This is a genomic window from Devosia insulae DS-56, from assembly GCF_000970465.2.
GTDB lineage: Bacteria > Pseudomonadota > Alphaproteobacteria > Rhizobiales > Devosiaceae > Devosia_A > Devosia_A insulae.
Genome location: NZ_LAJE02000206.1, coordinates 1 through 14,407 on the forward strand (window position 1 = coordinate 1; position 14,407 = coordinate 14,407).

Sequence of the window (14,407 nt, forward strand, 5' to 3'; positions counted from 1 at the left end):
CGGTGTTCATCGGCCAGCTCGCCCGGCCCGCCGCCGACAGCGTCAAGGTCGAAGAGCTGCAGGACCAGTTCACCCCGATCGTCGCCCGCAATTCCGGCCGCGCCATCACCAGCGCCGTCATGAAGGGCATCGCGCTCGGTTTTGGCGGCGGCGGGCCCACCGCCAATGTCGGCCTCGCCGCCGAGAGTGCCTTCCTCGCCTATACCCCCGAGGCCGCCGTAACCAATGCGTTCGACGGTTTTGACGGGCCGGGCTTCCTCGACCCGGCCAAGCAATGGAGCCTCTGGCTCGATGTGCAAGGCTCGGGCCTTATCAGCGGGGGCAGCGGCCAGCAGCTCAATCTCACCGGTGGCATCGGCTATCGCTTCAGCGAAGATTTCATCGCCGGCATCATCGGGGGCCAGGAATCGTTCCGCTATTCCGCCGACGGCGATGGCCTGTTGAGCGGCAGCGGCCTGTCGGCCGGCGGCTATGTCGCCTGGCGGTTCGCCGAGCACGGCACGCTCGATGCGGCGCTGGTCGGCACGGCGCTCGGCTACGAGGTTTCGTCAGGCACCGCGACCGGCCAGTTCGACGCGTCGCGCTGGCTCGTCACCTCCGGCCTCACCGGCGAGTTCGAGCTCGGCGACAACCTGACGATCTCGCCATCGGCGCGGGTGACGGCGCTGTGGGAGAACCAGGAGGGCTGGACCGATAGCCTCGCCACCGAACACCCCGCCAAAGCCTTCTCCGATGGCACGGCCAGTGGCGGCGTCACCATCTCGGGCCAATGGCTGGTGCTCGAGGATATGCCGCTGCTCCCCTATTTCGGACTCTTCGCCGACTACCGCTTCGACGCTGCCGAGGGCACGACGAGCAGCGGGCTCGAGGGCCGTGTGCAGGCGGGCATCCGGCTCAACCTCAGCCCCAGCGCCGCGATCAATCTCGGGGGCGAGCTGGGCGGGTTGTTCTCGGATCAGCGCACCTGGTCGCTCAATGCCGGGGTCAGCGGCGGGTTCTAGGTGCCCGCCCCTTAATGGTCATCGCTGCCCAGCCTCGTCGAAGCGGCTCAATCCTCGACGGCGCGTGTCGATAGCGCCACTTCGTGCAGCACCACGGCCCGATCGGGCGCGCGCTCGGCGGTCTCGATCATCAACCGGAAGGCGGCGTGCGCAATGTCCTTTTTCTTGGCGCCGGGATGACGCTCGAGCGTGGCCCTCAGCAGCTGTTTGGGCGTGTGTGAGGTCTGCGCGAGGCGTCGAAGGGTGGCGCCGATATCGCTCTGACTATCGTTCGACATCCGAGTTCGTCCTTTTCCTGACCTCCCGAAGGCTATACCGGCTCGGCAGCTTCCGTAAGCACCGCCGGTTTCAGCATTTCGTTGCAGGCGCCTCGACGGTCCGGCAGCCGCCCAAAAGCGGCCGCCCGGGTTGCCGGCCTGCAGAGGACCGGCAATGTGCGGCAGCTACGCGGCCTTGCCATAGGCTTCGGCATCAAACCCCTTGATGAAGAGCCAGATCGGCAAAGCGACTTCGAACAGCGCGCCCGGGATCAGCAGCATGTCGCTCACCGGATAGCCGAACAGTTCCGCAACCGTGCCGCCCAGATGGATGGCATAGCCGACCACCGCGTAGCCGGCGAAAGCCCGGGGGATCAGCCCGACGCGCAGGCCGAAGACCCATAGCGACAGGCTGCCGAAAACCAGCGCCAGCTGCGACAGCGCATAGGCATTCTCGTTGAACTGCACGAGCAGCGTGCCAAGCGCTGTGGCCCACCCCGTCTCCGCTCCGCCGACAAACTGGCCCAGCGGCACGAGCAGCAACAGGCTGAGCGCTCCGACGAAGAACATCGAGACCGAGACGATCTGCGCCGCCAGATAGGTCAGCGCGGTGGAGCGACCGCGTTCGCCGACAATGGGGAAGAACACCACTGCCCGCCACACATCGGTGACGATGGTCAGCAGCATCAGCAGCGCGCCGAGCACCAGCGTCGACCGGTGCACGGCGATGTTGGCGAGGAAGTCGGGAGCACTGATGACCGAGGTCACGAGGGCAAAGCCGGTGCCATAAGCTGCAAAGCCGGCGAGGAACAGCACGCCGATGAGGCGCGAGTGGAACATGCGCCTTGCGGGGTCGGTATCGGCGACGGACCTCAGGGGCGTCGTCGCTGGTTGGCGGTAGTCGGCAGTCAGCGTTGCGGCAATCATTTTCGGTCCTTTCGAGCCATAGCTCATCGGTTCCCCACCACGATCATTCGTGGGGGAGTGTCAGGCGCTGGAAAGGAGGACCCGGAGGGGTCGTGCGCCGCCTTGGTCACGGGAGAAAGTTGGCCGAAAGCGCGTTTTACTTCCGGCGTGGTTGGCTTCTACATCCACATACCGTGCAGATACATTGACCAGATCGGTCCGTTTGATATGCGTTTATGCATGGATTGGCGCTCAGTGAAATTCGACTGGAACCGGGCGCGAGCCTTTCTGGTCACCGCTGAAGAAGGCTCACTGTCCGCCGCGGCGCGGGCTCTCGGCATGGCGCAGCCGACGCTTGGCCGACAGGTTGACGCACTCGAAGAAGAACTCGGCGTGGTGCTGTTCGAGCGCGTCGGCCGAGGCTTCACCTTGACCCCGAGCGGAGAGGAGCTGCTCGAGCATGTCCGCGCCATGGGCGAGGCGGCCAACCGCGTCTCCCTGGTGTCGATGGGCCAGGCACAGGCCATCGAAGGCACGGTCAAGATCGCGGCGAGCGAAGCCCACGCGATGATCCTCCTGCCGCCCATTCTCGTGAAGCTCCGGGCCATCGAGCCCGGCATCCGCATCGAGATTGTCGCCGGCAGCGGCTCGAGCGACCTGCGGCGCCGGGAGGCGGATATCGCGATCCGCAACTATCGGCCCGAGGAGCCGGACCTCATCGCCAAAAAGCTCAGGGACATCCCTGCCCGCCTCTATGCGACGCCGGGCTATATCGAGCGCCTCGGCAACCCAAAACTCCCCTACGATCTCAGGCATGCCGACTTCATCAACATCGACCGCACCGGGCTGTTCCTCAAGGGCATGAACGGGCTCGGCATGGGCCTGACCGAAAAGAACTTCCCGATCATGACCGAGAACTACCTGGTGATGTGGGGGATGGTGAAAGGTGGGCTCGGCATCGGGGTGCAGGATGCCCTGATCGGCGATGCCGAACCGCTGGTGCGCCGCGTGCTGCCCGAACTGCAGCCGCTGGTGTTTTCGATGTGGCTGGTCGCGCATCGCGAGGTCAACACCAGCCGGCGGGTTCGCGTGGTCTACGATCTGCTGGCAGCAGAACTGGGCCGGCCTACCCCGGAAGATGCCCATTAGCCCGGGGGCGAGCCTGCCCTTGAACAACTCTCGCAGATGCCTAGATTCCGGCTTATTGCCTACCAGCAGTGGAGGATCGAATGGCAGTTTTTGCCGTGAACATCCTCGGCCGCAGCGATGAGCCAACGGGCCGGGCCGAGGTAATGGTGGCGGAGAACGAGGAGGTTCTGCATCGCGAGTTCGGCGCCTTCCTCACAGCCGCCTCGGAGGTGATCATCACCTCCGATCCCACCCGCATCCGGGCGGAGCTTCTGGCCAGCGGCTGGGCGCCGCCCGAAATCACCGAAGGCAGCCGGCCACGCCTCTACCGCTGCGATGCGCTGCCCGATCGCCGAGCCGCTGAGGGCGCCGCAATCCCCTTCGGCTAGCTCACCGAGGGGCACGCGACACCCGCTCGAGCTGGTCGACCAGTCGCTCGAACGCGGCGGCGACGTCGGTAAGCCGATCATGCGGCGGCTCGCCCTTGGTGGCGGTGAGAAAATCGCTTTGCCGATGCCGGATCTCGGCCAGCAGCGCACCGCTTTCGAGCCGCGCCAGGGTGCGCTCCTCCTCGGTCGAATAGGGTGAGCTGGCGCGCAGCTTGAGATAGGCGGCCTGACGTTCCACGAGCCAAGGTTCGCGACGAACGGTCTTATCGCTGCCTTGGCGCGTTGCCGTTCGACGTAACCGTCAGGCCTCTGCCGGGGTGCGGATTGGGTGCTCTGCATGGACCTCTCCGTGCTTGCCCGCCGTTCAGGCGGCGGCGCGTTCTGCGAGGGTCAGGGGCGTTGTCCAGTCGAGGCCAGCGCCGATCTCGGACCGATCGCTGAGCCAAGGCAAGACCACGATGTTGACCAAAATCCGGCAACGCCGCGCCCTCGTCGCAAAGGAACTTTCATCGGCCGCCGCGGGTTGCAGCCCAGAACCTCCATTCGAAAAGGAGCAGAAATTGACCGACAGCACGCAACCGCAAGCCCAGCAGTCTCCGACTCCCGATCCCGCCCTGGCGCGCCTTGCAGATCTGGTCGGCACCTGGACGATCAAAGGGCGGCCGCTCGGCGCCGACGAGGACAATATCAGGGGCGAAACCACCTTTGCCTGGCTCGAGGGCGAGCAGGAGACGAGCTTCTTCCTCACCCAGGACATGGAGATGGATTACGACGGGCAGAAAATCAGGAGTCACGAACTGATCGGCTACGATCCGAAAGCCGGGACTTTCGCCTCACTGGTGTTCTCCAACATGGCGCCCGATCCCTGGCCTTATGAATGGGATGTCGACGGCGATGACATCACCATCTCCATCCACAAGGCTCCGATGGACGCCACTTTCACGGGCAAGTTCGCGCCCGACCGCCAGAGCTTCTCCGGCGGCTGGCGTCCAGCTCCAGGCGCCGATAAGGCGGTCAACGCACCCTACGATCTCGTTGCAACACGGAGCGGGTGATCAGAACAAACCACCTTCGGGCCCCATCGGCGCGGGGCCAGGCCAGGACTGAGCCAATCGGAAAGCACCTGTGGCGGCGATGCTCCGCTGTTCGAAGGCCGCGGTCCCCGATCAGCCCGCCGCAGCCTCGCGTTGATCGTAGTCGTAGGCGATCGCGGCTTTGAACTGGGCGATCTTTTCGATCAGCGTCGCGCGATAGGCGGTCGGTGAAACATCCCGGTCCTCGGAGCGGGTCAAGCCGCGCGAAACCGGCACCAGCAGGTCACCCGGGCGCGTGCCCCGCAGCGCGCGGATACTGGCGGCATCGCCGCCTTGCGCGCCGAGGCCTGGGGCAAGGATGATCGAGCGCGGCAGGAGCGTGCGTAGCCGACGGCCTTCATTGGGAACCGTCGCCCCGATCACCGCGCCGATCGGGCTGAGCGAGCCGGCGTCGCCGGGGGCGAGGCCGGCAATCAGATCGGCGACACGATCGGAGATCAGCCGGTTTCCCGCCATCTTGTCCTGCAGCCACCCGGCGCCGGGATTGGAGGTTCGGCAGAGCACGAACAGGCCCTTGCCGAAACGGTTGGCGCATTCGACGAACGGCTCGAGCGTGTCGGGGCCCATCAACGGGTTGATGGTCAGGCAGTCGGCCTCGAAGTCGCCGCTCCCGCCTGCGGCGAGCGGCGTCAGGTAAGCCCGTGCATAGGCTGCTGCCGTGGCGCCGATATCGCCCCGTTTGGCGTCGAGAATAACGCCCATTCCCGCAGCCTGGGCCCGCTTCATTCCCGCCGCCAGCGCCTCGAGCCCCGCCAGTCCGCCGGCTTCAAAATAGGCGGACTGAAACTTCACAAACCCGACATTGCCCTCGGCGGCATCGAGGATGAAATTGACATAGCCGTCGATCCAGCGCGTCGCGTCGCCCGGCTCGAAGAACCGCGGCAGTTCATCAGGCGAGGGGTCGATGCCGACAACCAGCTCGCCGAACACTTGAACGTTGCGCTCGACCAGCTCAACCCAGGACCGGCTCTCCATGTCATCCCCCCTTGCGACCACTCGACCCTGAGATGACGCTCGCTTTTCAGCGTCGCCTCCACGTCAGCCATTGCGGTATCTCAGACGATCGCCGGCGTGAAGCACCAAGTCGCTCGCGGTGCTCGATCCACACCGGGCGGGTGCGAGGCCGACCCGCGACCATTTGCCCAACCCCCTCCCCGCAGGTTAAGCGTGACCTCACGCTTTGCAACCGAGGACGGCAAGATGACCGAGGTCATGACCTACGACGAGCGGCACTTCCTCGAGGTCAAAGCGCTATGGCAGGAGGCGTTTCCGGACGACGCGCCATGGAATGCCGCCGAGACTGCCATCGCCGAGAAGCTGAAGCTGCAACCAGACCTCATGCTGGTTGCAATCGATGGCGACCGGGTCTGCGGGTCGGTCATGGCGGGGTATGAAGGGCATCGGGGCTGGATCTCCCGCATCGCGGTCAGCCGCTCGCACCGAAACCGCGGCGTGGGCCGTGACCTGCTCGCCGAGGCGGAGCGTCGCCTGTCAGCGCTCGGCTGCGTGAAGATCAATCTGCAGGTCGTCGAGTCGAATTCCGAGGTGGTCGAATTCTATCGAAGGTCGGGGTACCGGATCGAACCTCGCATCAGCATGAGCAAACTGCTCCGCCGCTAGCCCCGCTTTTCTGGCGCGAAGCGGCGGACCTCCACCTCGGGCGCTGCACGCGTTGCCCCTGCCCCGGGTGCCGGCTCAGGCTGCTCGCTTGGCCACCACGCGCTGCCACACCCGCTGCGCCAGCACGCCTGCCGCAACGCCAAGCCCGCCGCCGGCGAGCTTGACGGCGAGGTCGAACAGCCGGCCGTGTCGCGATGCCGAGACCAGCTGCAGCGCTTCGAGCCCGATAGCGGCGCCGAGCACCAGCGCCAGGACCAGCCACAGTCGGCGCGGATAGGCGAGCGCGAAGCAGAGGCCTACTGCGCCGAAGGCGAGGAAGCGCTCGATCGAGGGCGAGTAGCCGGTATTGGGCCGGAAGCCGATCGGCGCCAGCGTGACGAAGGCGATGGCGGCGAGCAGCAGCCAGGCAAAGACAGGTATGAGGCGCATCGGCGCTCCGGATCAGACGGCGTTGCGCCGGGTCTTGGACGAGAAAACCGTCAAGACGATGATCCAGCAATCGAGGAAAATCGACCAATTGTCGATGTAGTAAAGATCGTGCCGGGTGCGGCCTTCGATCTGCTCGAACGTCGTGGTCTCGCCGCGATAGCCGTTGACCTGGGCCCAGCCGGAAATCCCCGGCTTGATGCGCTGGCGGTGGGCGTAGCTGGCGACCTGCTCGCCCAGTTCGTCATCGTGCACCAGCGCATGCGGGCGCGGGCCGACGAGGCTCATCTCGCCGCTCAACACGTTGATCAGCTGCGGCAATTCATCGATCGAGGTACGGCGGATGAAGGCGCCGATTTTGGTGATACGTTTGTCGCCAACCTTGGCCTGCGTCATCTTGCGGCCGGACTCGGTGACCGTCATCGAGCGGAACTTCCAGATATGGAAGGTGCGGCCGTTAAAGCCGCGCCGCTCCTGCCGGAAAAACACCGGGCCGGGGCTGTCGAGCTTGATCAGGAGCGCCACCACCGCGAACAGCGGGCTGAGCAGCGTCAGCCCGAAGCCGGCCCCGGCGATATCGAACAGCCGCTTCATCAGCACCGCCCCATCGCTCATGGGCTTGCGGAGGGACCGCAGCGCATTGTTGGGGCCGAGCGGCACCACATCGAGGAACTTGAAGCTGACATTGTCGGTGGCGGGCACCGAGACGACGTTGATGGCGAAGCGCTTCAGCTCGTTGGTCAGCCTTTCGAGGCCATCAATATCGCCGATCTCGCCGACAAAGACGATGAACTCGGCGCCATGCGACACCCAGTGCTGGGCGAAATCGACGACAGCGCTCAGCTGGAAGGCGCCCTGAGCATCGACTGTGTCCTCGAGATAGAGCGTGCCGGCGAGACGGTAGCCGGTCTTCCAGAGGTTGCCGTTGACGAGAAAGCGCACCGTATCGCTACGGGTGCCCACCACCGCCACCTTCTGGAACTGCAACCGCCCTGCCTTGATGCGGGTGGTGACGGCAGCATAGGCGATGGTGCGGGCGAGCAGCAGCGCCGGCACACCGAGCACGAACGCCGCGATCAGCGAGACGCGCGACAGATCGTCCGCCACCCCGATGAAGAAGGCGCCGAACAGCGCGATGGCGAACGCTCCGGTCCAGCTCAGGACGCTCTGCACCAGCGTGGTATGCGGTGGCTGGGCCCGATCGAGGAACTGGTTGGCCGAGACGGCCGAGAAGGCGCCATAGAGCACCCCGACCACCGCCGAATAGATGCCATAGAGCCCGAACGGGATATCGCCGGCCGCGACGTTGAGGACGAGACCGTGATAGAGCAGCGCCGGCAGCAGCATCACCACCGCGGCAAGGGCGCCTTCGCCGAGCCCAAAGGCGGTGCACAGCACCGCCTGGTTGGCCACCACGCGACGCACTTTGCGCCGCTCTACGCCCTGATAGCTCGCCTCAGTTTGTGCCACAGCAAATTGCCTCAAATTGCTGGCATTACAGGGCTTTCTTCGGCCCGCCGCCATGCAGTTCCCAATAGCAGGTCGCCGGATTCGCCCAAAGGGTTGGGTTAAGGTGGGGTTAACGGCGGGGCGCCTCCTCGGCGATTAAGGATACCGCCAGTTCACACCTCGACGCCGCCGGCCGGCATGTTAGGGAAGCGTTAACCCAAGCCCGGAGCCGGACCCGTGACGACGTCCAACAGCAAAGCAGTGGCGATTTTGGCGGCGAACCCGGCGTTCGCGGCCATCCTCAGCCGCGCGCTGGAACAGGATGGCGGCTATCGCGTGGCCAGCTTTTCGAGCGTCGAGATGCTGACGACGTTCCTCCGCATTTCGCCGGTCGACGTGGTGGTACTCGATACGGATTTGCCCGGCGCACCGGCGATCGATATCGCCCGCGGGCTCCGCACCCACATGAAGCTGGCCAGCGGCGCCTTCGAGATCGTGGCGCTGACCCGCGCTGCCGCGGCTTTCCACAAGCCGCTGCTCGCCGCGGGGATCGACGCCGTGCTGGAAAAGCCGGTAACCCCGCAGCAGTTGCTCGGCTGCATCGACGGGTTGACCGAAGTGGAGCGGGTCGCCGCGGTGCAGCACCAGGCCATGACCATGGTCCGCGCCTTCGAACCGCGCCCCGTGCCGGCCGAACGCGTCGGCAATGTCATCCCGCTGTTCGGTGAAGGCCGGATTCGGCGGTAACCGCCGGCGAGCAGCCGCAGCCCGCCGAGCGACAGGCGGCGCCTCCATCATCAATCGTTGGCCGCCGAGTCATTGGCCGCCTTGGGCGGTATCGCCCCATTGGGCTGGTCGCTCACCGTCTCTCGTGCCGCGAGCTGCTCCTCCAGAGCCCGGAACCAGTACTGCTTCTCACTGCCAAACGGCCTGCCGTCTTTCTCCCACAACAGGTAGGCCGTCTGCCGCACGCTCTGCTCGAAGTTGAGATCAACGAACTTGTCGGTGTCCTGATACATGTCGCGCTCCTTTGTATGAGAACGCGCCATCGCCCGGAGTGATCCATCGCGGTTGGCGACTGTCAAAGGCCTCTAGGCCGAGAGACTGGCAACGAACTGCTTTGTCCGCTCGCGCTGTGGCGCCCCGAACAGGCTTTGCGCCGGGCCGGCTTCCACCACTTCGCCGCGATCGAGGAACACCACGTCCGAGGCGATGCTGGAGGCGAGCCGCAGGTCGTGCGTGGCCATCAGCATGGTGGTGCCCTCGCGCGCCAGTTGCGCCAGCACTTCCACCACTTCGCCGGCGAGTTCCGGATCGAGCGCCGAGGTCGGCTCGTCGCAGAGCAGCACCTGAGGTGATGGCGCCAACGCCCGGGCGATGGCGGTGCGCTGTTGCTGGCCACCCGAGAGGTTGGCCGGCCAGGCCTCGGCCTTCGCTGCCATGCCGACCTTGTCGAGCAGCGCCCGGGCATGCGCCCGCGCCTGGTCGCGCGGCCAGCGCAGCACCGTCACCAGCCCCTCCATGACGTTCTCCTCGACGGTGAGGTGGGGGAACAGCTGGAAGTTCTGGAACACCATGCCGGTCGAGCGTCGCATGGCGAGGATCTCGGCCCGCGAGTGGCGCGTGCCAGCGCCGAATTCGAGACTGTTGGCACCCACCGTGACGCTGCCCGCTTGCGGCAACTCGAGCAGGTTGACGCAGCGCAGCAGCGTGCTCTTGCCGCTGCCGGAGGGCCCGATCAGCGCGGTGACGCTGCGTTCCGGCACCCGCACCGACACGCCGCGCAGCACTTCGATATCGCCGAACTGCTTGTGGATGGCCTCGAGCGCGATCATGACGCCGCTCCAATGAAGCCGCCATAACGCGCCAGCCGCTTTTCGAGCCGGCCCTGCAGCATGGAGAGGAGCGAGCTGACGGCGAGGTAGATCAGCGCCACTTCGACATAGAGGATCAACGGTTCATAGGTGGTGGCAACGATGCGCTGGCCGGCCCGGAACAGCTCAGGCACGGTGATGGCGGCGGCGAGCGAAGTGTCCTTGATCAAGGAGATAAAAGTGTTGGAAAGCGGCGGCACCGCGACGCGGCCGGCCTGCGGCACGATGATCCGCCACATCGCCTGCGACCAGGTCATGCCGATCGAGAACGAGGCTTCCCACTGCCCCTTGGGCACCGAGATCAGCGTCGCTCGGATGATTTCCGAGGTGTAGGCGCCCACATTGAGCGTGAAGCCGATCAGCGCCGCCGGGAACGCATCAAGGGTAATGCCGACGCTGGGCAGCCCGTAAAAGATCAGGAACAGCTGCACCAGCAGCGGCGTGCCGCGGATGATCCAGACATAAAACCGGATCACTGCTGCGAACGGCCACGGCGCGAACAGCCGCACCAGCGCCGCGCCGAAGCCGACGGCGAGGCCGAAGGTGAAGCTCAACAGCGTCAGCGGCACGGTGAACAGCAGGCAGGCCCAGAGCAGCGAGGGCAGCGACTCGAGCATCAGGTTCAGCCAGGGCGGCACTTCCCAAAAGATCATCGCACGTCCCCCAAAAAACAATGGATCGGCCTCTTCTCAAGGCCGATCCATACAATAGCTGGCAGTTGGTCGACTACTGCGAGACGTCCTCGCCAAAGTACTTCTGAGAGATCGTCGCATAGGTGCCGTCGGCCTTGATCCCGGCCAGCGCCTCGTTGATCGCCGCCAGGAGCTCCGGCTTGCCCTTGGCGATCAGCACGCCGGAATAGTCGGCATTGGCCTGGCTGGCGGCGATCTTCACCGGCGCGTCGGGCTGCTGCTTCTTGAAATCGAAGAACGACAGGCTGTCATTGATGGTGGCGTCGGCGCGGCCCTGGATCACCAGCGCGATCGACTGGTCGAAGCCGTCGGTGGGGACGATCTCGGCGCCGCTGGCTTCGGCGAGCTTGCCGAAATTGGAGGTGGTGGTCTGCGCCGCCTTCTTGCCCTTCAGCGTCTCGAACGAGGTGATGTCGGCATTGTCGGCCTTGACGATCAGCGCTGCTTTCGAGGCGATATAGGGCTCGGAGAAATCGTACTTCTCCTTGCGCGCGTCGGTGATGCCGACCTGGTTGATCACCACGTCATAGCGGTTGGCGTCGATGCCGGCGATCAGCCCATCCCAGGGGCCCTCGACGAACTCGGCCTTCACCCCGATGCGCTTCGCAATTTCCTCGGCAATCTCGACGTCGAAGCCGACCAGCGCGCCCGAGGCATCGTGGAAGGTGAAGGGAGCATAGGTGCCCTCGGTGCCGACCCGCAATGCGCCTGCGGTCTTGACCTGGTCGAGCGCCGTCTGGGCCAGCGCCGGGGTCGAAAGACCGAGGCCGACAAGGCCGATCGCCAGCACGGACTTGAGGATGTTCATGTTTTTTCTCCATTGGCCGGTAGGGCCATCTGCCCCCGGCTTTGGGCTGGAACGTGCCCCTCAGGCCAAGCTGTCGCAATAGGTTGGAAGGGCTTTTTACTCGGGCTGAGAGCCGCTGGTCGGCCGTCCTAGCGGAACTGCCTGGCTCGACATTGGTTGCTAGAATAGTGGAACGAGCGGGCACTGCAGTTCTGACCCGGACGTGCGAAAATCGGCGCGAGACAGGGCTGGACGGTCCGCCCTCAGCACTGGCAGGTTGCCAGTCCCCAGTGTGAGTCAGGCTGAAAGATGTTTGTCGTCCAGATCTATCTGCCGCTCGAGCTGCCCGACGGCGCTGCCATTCCGGCCGGCCTGTTTGAGCGCACCAAGGCCGAACTGACCGAGAATTTCGGCGGGGTGACGGCCTTCCTGCAATCGCCGGCCGAAGGCGCGTGGAAGCCGCTGAGCGGCGAGGCCATCCACGATCGGATCGCCATCTTCGAGGTGATGGTCGCCGACGTCGACACCGCCTGGTGGCGGCACTATCGCGAAGCGCTCGAAGCCGAACTCAAGCAGCAGCGCATCCTCGTCCGACTGTTCCAGGTCACCGTGCTCTGATCGCCGAGGATACGGCGGGGGCGCTGCAAGCTGTGGACGCGCTGCGACCCCGCCGGCAACCGGTGCGGCGGCCCGGTTGCAGCAATAGTTACGCATTGGCGGCGGAGGAGTTTCAGCGGGGGGCATCTCGACTGATAGAGACGGCCCCCTCCCGGCCTCCCCCATAAAGGGGGAGGTGAAGAGTCGAGGTTCTGTCTTCGATCGTGCCAGGGACTGGATGCGGCACCTCCCCCTTCATGGGGGACTTCGAGCCGTCCCGTAGGGCAAATCGCTCCAGTGGAGCGATTTGAGGGGAGAAGGCCATGAGAGCTGCGCTCGAATGGCAAAGGAGGGGGACGTCTCTATCAGTGGCCGACGAGCAGCCCCTCGTACAAATCCCCGATCCGCTCCACCGCGAAATCCGCCGCCCGGCCCCCAAGCAACGCGGCATCGGTCGGCTGGTCCAGCATCGCGCCCATCGCCGCCGCCAGCGCCTCGGCGTCGCCCACCGGCACCAGAGTGCCGTACTTGCCATCTGCGAGGATTTCGCGCGGGCCGTGCGGGGCGTCGGTGGAGACCACCGGCACGCCGGCAGCCATGGCTTCGATCAGCACATTGCCGAACCCCTCGCTGGTCGAGGTGAGAACGAACAGGTCCGCGGCGGCATAGCAGGCTGTGGGGTCGTTCACGTAGCCGGCGAACAACACGCGCGAAGCGATTCCAAGGATTCGGCTTTCTGCTTCGAGCTCGCCGCGCAGCGGGCCATCGCCGAACAGCACCAGCCGCCCCGGACGCGTCTTGAGCAGCGCCGCAAAGGCGCGCAGCAAAATCTTCTGATCCTTCACCCCGACGAGCCGACCGGCGGTGGCGATCACCGGGCCCTCCCCCAATGCCGCGAGCTCGGCCTGCCACGGATAAGTCGCGCCCTGCTTACCCACAGCGGGAGGCAGCGGATTGTTGATCACCTCAACCTTCGCGGGCGGCACACCGCGCGCCGCGATGTCGCGCCCGACCCCCGCAGAAACCGCGATCGCCTTGCTGGCCCGCGCCGCGACGAGCCCCGACAGCAGCACGGCGAGCTTCGAGCCGAAATCGTTCGAGGGGATCGCGGCAGCAGCGTGAAAACTCGGGAAGAACTTTGCCTTGCTGAAGCTAAGGATCAGCGCCAGCCCGGTGATCAGGTTGGCAAATTCCGGGGCGCTGAACACCGCGTCGGGCTTGAGCCGCCGGTAGAAGCCAGCGCTGCGGATGAGCCCGCCAATGGTCGCCGGCTTGCCGAACCCGTCGCCGCGGATCGGGATGCCGAGATCAACCAGGTGCACCGCGTCGACGCGCAGCGCTGCGTTTGGTCCCTCGCCGTTCCAGGTGAACAGCGTCACCTCGTGGCCGCGCCGCGCCATCTCGTTGGCCATCAGCACGAAGACGCGCTCGGCGCCGCCGCCCCGAAGGCTCGGGACGTGGAAGACGATGCGTTGCTTCATCGCCCGATTCAGGCGGTGACGGAGGTGATGCGCCGGCGCGGCGGCTGCCTGAGGTCGCGGAGGATGCCGAACAGCACGGCCAGCAGCATGCCGGCAGCGAAGCCGCCCACCGCCCCTGCCCCCAGCATAACCACAGTGCGCGGCGGCCACGAGCGGCCGGCCGGCGGCACGGCGGTGGAGATGACCCGCACATTGGTGGTGTCGAGCTGCTCGCGCTCGGTCACCTGTCGGGCCCGGCTGAGGAAGGCCTCGTAGATGGTGGATTTCGAGGTGGCGTCGCGCTCGAGTTCGCGCAGCGTCACCAGCGCCTCGTTGTCGGAGAAGACGCTGGTCTTCAGCTCCTCGGCCTTGGCGCTGAGCGCCGCGGCGGCGGTCTTGGCCTCGTCGAGCGACACTTTGGCGGCGGCGACGATGCGGCCGATTTCGGCTTCGAGCTGCGCGTTGACGGCGCCGAGCTCGGTGTTGAGCCGAACGATCGTGGGGTGGCGCGGACCATAGACCATGGATTGCGCGTCGAGCTGCTGACGCAGCGCCCCGGCGCTGGCGCGCAGGGTGGTCAACGCGCCCGAGGCCTGGGTGTCGGCAGTGGTGGCACTGCGGCCGGCCGCCACCAGCTCGTCATAGCTCGACTGCGCCGCGATGACGCGCGACTGCGCCTCCACCACCTGCTGGTTGAGCTGCGCCATGGTCTGGGTGTTGACCAGTT

Annotated in this window: 19 protein-coding genes; 7 read left to right on the forward strand and 12 right to left on the reverse strand. The window is 65.8% G+C overall.

All coding sequences use genetic code 11. The features are described 5' to 3' along the window. Positions 1–1,001: autotransporter outer membrane beta-barrel domain-containing protein (locus tag VW23_RS14860; RefSeq protein WP_141728347.1), on the forward strand; the 1,001-nt coding region annotated here is incomplete at its 5' end. Between the two features lie 47 nt (positions 1,002–1,048). Here the strand turns inward: VW23_RS14860 and VW23_RS14865 are convergent. Both VW23_RS14865 and VW23_RS14870 read right to left on the reverse strand, forming a co-directional pair. Beyond that, on the reverse strand, positions 1,049–1,279 hold the full coding sequence (locus VW23_RS14865) for a hypothetical protein (protein ID WP_069910336.1): 231 nt from the start codon (positions 1,277–1,279) through the stop codon (positions 1,049–1,051). 165 nt (positions 1,280–1,444) lie between these two features. Then, the gene (locus VW23_RS14870; RefSeq protein ID WP_176730411.1) at positions 1,445–2,185 is read right to left on the reverse strand and encodes a DUF4386 domain-containing protein; all 741 of its coding nucleotides are present in this window, start codon (positions 2,183–2,185) and stop codon (positions 1,445–1,447) included. A 234-nt stretch (positions 2,186–2,419) separates the two neighbouring features. Here VW23_RS14870 and VW23_RS14875 point away from each other — a divergent pair, with 234 nt between their 5' ends. Further along, positions 2,420–3,313: a LysR family transcriptional regulator gene (locus tag VW23_RS14875; RefSeq protein WP_244513600.1), complete on the forward strand. Its 894-nt coding sequence runs from the start codon at positions 2,420–2,422 to the stop codon at positions 3,311–3,313. Positions 3,314–3,393: 80 nt separating this feature from the next. After that, positions 3,394–3,681, forward strand: coding sequence for a hypothetical protein (locus VW23_RS14880; RefSeq protein WP_069910339.1), 288 nt, complete (start codon positions 3,394–3,396; stop codon positions 3,679–3,681). A gap of 1 nt (position 3,682) precedes the next feature. Here the strand turns inward: VW23_RS14880 and VW23_RS14885 are convergent, their stop codons facing one another. Next, positions 3,683–3,919 (reverse strand): hypothetical protein, encoded by a 237-nt coding sequence (locus VW23_RS14885; RefSeq protein WP_069910340.1) that lies wholly within the window; start codon positions 3,917–3,919, stop codon positions 3,683–3,685. Positions 3,920–4,139: 220 nt separating this feature from the next. Between VW23_RS14885 and VW23_RS14890 the strand changes: the two genes are divergently transcribed. Next, the gene (locus VW23_RS14890; protein ID WP_084646159.1) at positions 4,140–4,736 is read left to right on the forward strand and encodes a DUF1579 family protein; all 597 of its coding nucleotides are present in this window, start codon (positions 4,140–4,142) and stop codon (positions 4,734–4,736) included. Between the two features lie 111 nt (positions 4,737–4,847). On the opposite strand, the gene pyrF is transcribed toward VW23_RS14890, so the two are convergent. Then, on the reverse strand, positions 4,848–5,750 hold the full coding sequence (pyrF, locus tag VW23_RS14895) for an orotidine-5'-phosphate decarboxylase (RefSeq protein ID WP_069910342.1): 903 nt from the start codon (positions 5,748–5,750) through the stop codon (positions 4,848–4,850). A gap of 225 nt (positions 5,751–5,975) precedes the next feature. On the opposite strand from pyrF, the gene VW23_RS14900 reads away from it, so the two are divergent. Beyond that, entirely contained in the window at positions 5,976–6,395 is a 420-nt protein-coding gene (locus VW23_RS14900) for a GNAT family acetyltransferase (protein WP_069910351.1), read from the forward strand. 75 nt (positions 6,396–6,470) lie between these two features. Here VW23_RS14900 and VW23_RS14905 read toward each other — a convergent pair whose 3' ends face one another. Together VW23_RS14905 and VW23_RS14910 are read right to left on the reverse strand one after the other, a co-directional pair. Continuing rightward, entirely contained in the window at positions 6,471–6,824 is a 354-nt protein-coding gene (locus VW23_RS14905) for a hypothetical protein (protein WP_069910343.1), read from the reverse strand. A gap of 12 nt (positions 6,825–6,836) precedes the next feature. Further along, positions 6,837–8,291, reverse strand: a complete 1,455-nt coding sequence (locus VW23_RS14910) for an exopolysaccharide biosynthesis polyprenyl glycosylphosphotransferase (protein WP_176730412.1) — start codon at positions 8,289–8,291, stop codon at positions 6,837–6,839. A gap of 216 nt (positions 8,292–8,507) precedes the next feature. Between VW23_RS14910 and VW23_RS14915 the strand changes: the two genes are divergently transcribed. Then, complete coding sequence (locus tag VW23_RS14915) at positions 8,508–9,017, forward strand: response regulator (RefSeq protein ID WP_069910345.1); 510 nt, start codon at positions 8,508–8,510, stop codon at positions 9,015–9,017. A 50-nt stretch (positions 9,018–9,067) separates the two neighbouring features. Here the strand turns inward: VW23_RS14915 and VW23_RS14920 are convergent, their stop codons facing one another. The 4 genes from VW23_RS14920 to VW23_RS14935 all read right to left on the reverse strand — a co-directional run bounded on the left by VW23_RS14920 (position 9,068) and on the right by VW23_RS14935 (position 11,644). After that, the gene (locus VW23_RS14920) at positions 9,068–9,289 is read right to left on the reverse strand and encodes a DUF2934 domain-containing protein (RefSeq protein ID WP_069910346.1); all 222 of its coding nucleotides are present in this window, start codon (positions 9,287–9,289) and stop codon (positions 9,068–9,070) included. A 72-nt stretch (positions 9,290–9,361) separates the two neighbouring features. Continuing rightward, on the reverse strand, positions 9,362–10,105 hold the full coding sequence (locus VW23_RS14925) for an amino acid ABC transporter ATP-binding protein (protein ID WP_069910347.1): 744 nt from the start codon (positions 10,103–10,105) through the stop codon (positions 9,362–9,364). Then, positions 10,102–10,782: an amino acid ABC transporter permease gene (locus tag VW23_RS14930; RefSeq protein ID WP_069910352.1), complete on the reverse strand. Its 681-nt coding sequence runs from the start codon at positions 10,780–10,782 to the stop codon at positions 10,102–10,104. Before VW23_RS14930 ends, VW23_RS14925 begins: the two co-directional genes overlap by 4 nt. Positions 10,783–10,870: 88 nt before the next feature. Next, positions 10,871–11,644 carry an amino acid ABC transporter substrate-binding protein gene (locus VW23_RS14935; protein WP_069910348.1) on the reverse strand — a complete coding sequence of 258 codons (774 nt, stop codon included), beginning with the start codon at positions 11,642–11,644 and terminating at the stop codon, positions 10,871–10,873. Positions 11,645–11,932: 288 nt separating this feature from the next. Between VW23_RS14935 and VW23_RS14940 the strand changes: the two genes are divergently transcribed. Next, the gene (locus VW23_RS14940; RefSeq protein ID WP_069910349.1) at positions 11,933–12,241 is read left to right on the forward strand and encodes a hypothetical protein; all 309 of its coding nucleotides are present in this window, start codon (positions 11,933–11,935) and stop codon (positions 12,239–12,241) included. 344 nt (positions 12,242–12,585) lie between these two features. Here VW23_RS14940 and VW23_RS14945 read toward each other — a convergent pair whose 3' ends face one another. Continuing rightward, positions 12,586–13,701 (reverse strand): glycosyltransferase, encoded by a 1,116-nt coding sequence (locus VW23_RS14945; RefSeq protein WP_069910350.1) that lies wholly within the window; start codon positions 13,699–13,701, stop codon positions 12,586–12,588. Positions 13,702–13,709: 8 nt separating this feature from the next. Further along, positions 13,710–14,407, reverse strand: a 698-nt coding sequence (locus tag VW23_RS14950; protein WP_280138989.1) for a GNVR domain-containing protein, incomplete at its 5' end; no start/stop codon positions are given.

What these genes read in the sequence shown, in the direction of transcription:
- VW23_RS14865 (WP_069910336.1), bottom strand. Translation starts at nt 1,279, where the DNA reads ATGTCGAACGATAGTCAGAGCGATATCGGCGCCACCCTTCGACGCCTC.
- VW23_RS14870 (WP_176730411.1), bottom strand. Translation starts at nt 2,185, where the DNA reads ATGATTGCCGCAACGCTGACTGCCGACTACCGCCAACCAGCGACGACG.
- VW23_RS14880 (WP_069910339.1), top strand. Translation starts at nt 3,394, where the DNA reads ATGGCAGTTTTTGCCGTGAACATCCTCGGCCGCAGCGATGAGCCAACG.
- VW23_RS14890 (WP_084646159.1), top strand. Translation starts at nt 4,140, where the DNA reads ATGTTGACCAAAATCCGGCAACGCCGCGCCCTCGTCGCAAAGGAACTT.
- pyrF (WP_069910342.1), bottom strand. Translation starts at nt 5,750, where the DNA reads ATGGAGAGCCGGTCCTGGGTTGAGCTGGTCGAGCGCAACGTTCAAGTG.
- VW23_RS14900 (WP_069910351.1), top strand. Translation starts at nt 5,976, where the DNA reads ATGACCGAGGTCATGACCTACGACGAGCGGCACTTCCTCGAGGTCAAA.
- VW23_RS14905 (WP_069910343.1), bottom strand. Translation starts at nt 6,824, where the DNA reads ATGCGCCTCATACCTGTCTTTGCCTGGCTGCTGCTCGCCGCCATCGCC.
- VW23_RS14920 (WP_069910346.1), bottom strand. Translation starts at nt 9,289, where the DNA reads ATGTATCAGGACACCGACAAGTTCGTTGATCTCAACTTCGAGCAGAGC.
- VW23_RS14925 (WP_069910347.1), bottom strand. Translation starts at nt 10,105, where the DNA reads ATGATCGCGCTCGAGGCCATCCACAAGCAGTTCGGCGATATCGAAGTG.
- VW23_RS14935 (WP_069910348.1), bottom strand. Translation starts at nt 11,644, where the DNA reads ATGAACATCCTCAAGTCCGTGCTGGCGATCGGCCTTGTCGGCCTCGGT.
- VW23_RS14940 (WP_069910349.1), top strand. Translation starts at nt 11,933, where the DNA reads ATGTTTGTCGTCCAGATCTATCTGCCGCTCGAGCTGCCCGACGGCGCT.
- VW23_RS14945 (WP_069910350.1), bottom strand. Translation starts at nt 13,701, where the DNA reads ATGAAGCAACGCATCGTCTTCCACGTCCCGAGCCTTCGGGGCGGCGGC.